This window comes from Neomesorhizobium albiziae (assembly GCF_900114255.1).
GTDB lineage: Bacteria > Pseudomonadota > Alphaproteobacteria > Rhizobiales > Rhizobiaceae > Neomesorhizobium > Neomesorhizobium albiziae.
This window is the reverse complement of the sequence record NZ_FOSL01000080.1, coordinates 1-2577: the sequence shown is the minus strand read 5'-3', so window position 1 is coordinate 2577 and position 2577 is coordinate 1. Positions and strand designations below refer to the sequence as shown.

Here is a 2577-nt window from a genome sequence, read left to right as displayed (position 1 = left end):
CCGATCCCACGACATAATGCACACCTCGCTATGTTATTGAAAAAGCTGGATCTGCTGATCCTGTGATTGTGATAATGGACTGTGTCCGCTGCTGCCGGAATGGTGCTGGATATCGAGTTGCTCGATATCTTCATGACGGATGATCCAGGGCGTACCCTTGCAATACTGCTCGGCCTTCAGATCGCCGGCGCGGATCATGCGCAGCACGGTCATTGGCCGCAGCCCGAGCCTCGCAGCCGTTTCCTGCAATGTATACTCGCCGCGCTCCGACCGTTCGTCCTTTTTGTAGACGGCGATGTCGTGCTGGTTGCGGAAAGTGCAGACACGGGACTGCGTCCATCCGTTCTGACGACCCGTGGTTTTGCCGAGCCGGTTGAGAAGCGATGCGATCGCTCTATCCGGCAATTGGCGTGCCAGGGCACGGATCAGTTCCTCGATGTCCGGCGGGGCGCCCCAACGGTGATGGCCTGCCTTGTTCTTCCTGACCGAAAGCGCGGTATGGTCGCCGCCCTGCCAATGCACCAGCATTTTGATGTGGTCGTCTTCGATGGCGACGACAATCTCTCGGATCACGGCACGGATGATCCGCTTGCGCGTGGTGGCGGTGGCGTTGGCATGATGCCATGCCAGTTCGAGATCGGCGCCCATGCGCAGCAGGCTCCGCCGTTCCTCGTCTCCCAGAGCCTCAGGCTTGTGGCGGTCGAGCGCGTCAAGCTCGTCCTGACGCTCGCGGACGGCTACGAGCGCGGCATTCCAGCGCCGCTCCAGTTCGCCTGCTACAAGCCGGTTGTCCGGGTCGACGGCGTCATACTGGCGGCGTGCATGGGCGGCTTCATAACGTGCTTGCTCGAGTGCGAGCTCCACATGGCGCCGCTTCTCTCCAGCCTGCACGGTGGAGGTCTCGATGGCCTTGATCGCCGCTTCGATGCCGAGCGGTTGAAGGCGTTGAAGAACCTCCGCGCTGACCGCCTGATCGACCCGCAACGATCCGAAGCCAATGCACGGGTCGGTTCCGTGGTTGAGCTGCGCTCCGCGGCAATGATAGCGCCCCGTATTGCCGTTGCTGCCGGAATAGGAGACATGCAGCTTGCGGCCGCAATGGCCGCAGCGCAAGAGACCGCCGAGCAGCAACTCGCCCCGGCGAAGAGCACCGCGCGGCACCAAGCCTTTGCTTGTGGCATTGTCCGTGATCAGGCGCTGATTCCTCTCAAAATCGTGCCAGCTCAGGTAACCTTCGTGATGGTCGATGAGCAAGACCTCCCAGTCGGCGCGATCGCGCCTGATCCCACGCAAAATCCGTTTGCGTCCGGCCTCTATGGTGACTTTGCTGCAGGTTCGCCCGAACGCATAGGCGCCGGCGTAGATCGGGTTGGTGAGAATGTGGTGCACCGTATTGTAGACGGGCAGCTTCCAGACGATCGCCCTGTCCGCCGCGCGCGTGTAGTTTACGGCAGGGAGCATAATGCCCTCGCTGCGCAGCCACAGATGCACCTGCCGGATGCTCTGCAGTTCGTCGAAACGCCGGAAGACAAGATCGATCGCCTCGCGGATCCGCAGGTCCGGGTCTTTCTCGATCCGGTTCCGGCCCGACTTGACGTAACCGATCGCCACCGTCAGGAAAAGTTCGCCCCGTCGCGCCTTCTGCTTCAGGGCTTCGATCGAGCGGGCCCGCAGGATCGAAAGCTCCAGTTCGCTCATCGTGCCCTTCATGCCGAGCAGCAACCTGTCGTTGGGATGACGCGGTTCGTAGATGCCGTCCTCATCGATGATGAGCGTTCCGACAAGGCCGCAAAACTCGATAAGCGTATGCCAGTCCCGGCCATTGCGGGCCAGCCGGGAAGCTTCAATGGCGAGGACCGCACCAACCCGACCTTCGCAGATCGCCGCCAGAAGCTTCTCAAAGCCCGGACGGCTGATGCCAGACCCTGAACGACCGAGATCATCATCGATGATGATGGCATCACTCCAGCCGAGGGTCCGCGCTCGCTCGGCAAGGCTATACTGGCGTCGCCGGCTCTCGGGATTGTTGACGAGTTGATCGGCCGTCGACTGCCGGACATAGACATAGGCGCCGCGCGCGAGATGTTCAGCGGTGATCTTCATGATCTGCCTCCCGTCCCGTCTGGCTCACCACCGCTTCCCTCAGCAAGGTCTCGATCAGCAGGAGGGTGCGTTCCCGGACTTCGCCTGGAAGACTCGATGGCGGAGCCTTCGTGGAAAACAGGTCTGGCTGGTCGGTTCGGCATTGCCTGCGCTGCATGGTCGTCTCCTGGCTGGCGTGAGTCGCTCTGCAGAAAACGTAGACCTGCATCCACCTCGCGGCGCAGGTCGCGCAGGCATGAAAGGGGAAAACGGGGCGCCTCGCGAACCGCCATCGTCAGGGCGATCTCTTCCGTCATCCAGATTGGAATCAGCGCCAGGCTGCCATCCGGTTGTCGCCCGACATAGGCCGGCTCACCGCAATAACGCTGACGGCCTGTAACGAAAATCTCCCCGCCCGAACGCGGATGAAAGGCGTAACGGACAATCTTCTTTGCCTCGCCATCCTGATAACGGGCATTATGAGCCCAGTCCGCC

Annotated in this window: 2 protein-coding genes; both read right to left on the bottom strand. The window is 61.6% G+C overall.

All coding sequences use genetic code 11. The features are described 5' to 3' along the window. Positions 1-33: 33 nt before the first annotated feature. Entirely contained in the window at positions 34-2103 is a 2070-nt protein-coding gene (locus F3H98_RS30810; protein WP_149764790.1) for a recombinase family protein, read from the bottom strand. Then, on the bottom strand, positions 2100-2577 hold a 478-nt coding region (locus F3H98_RS31530; RefSeq protein WP_188130664.1), incomplete at its 5' end, for a hypothetical protein. The genes F3H98_RS31530 and F3H98_RS30810, both read right to left, overlap by 4 nt.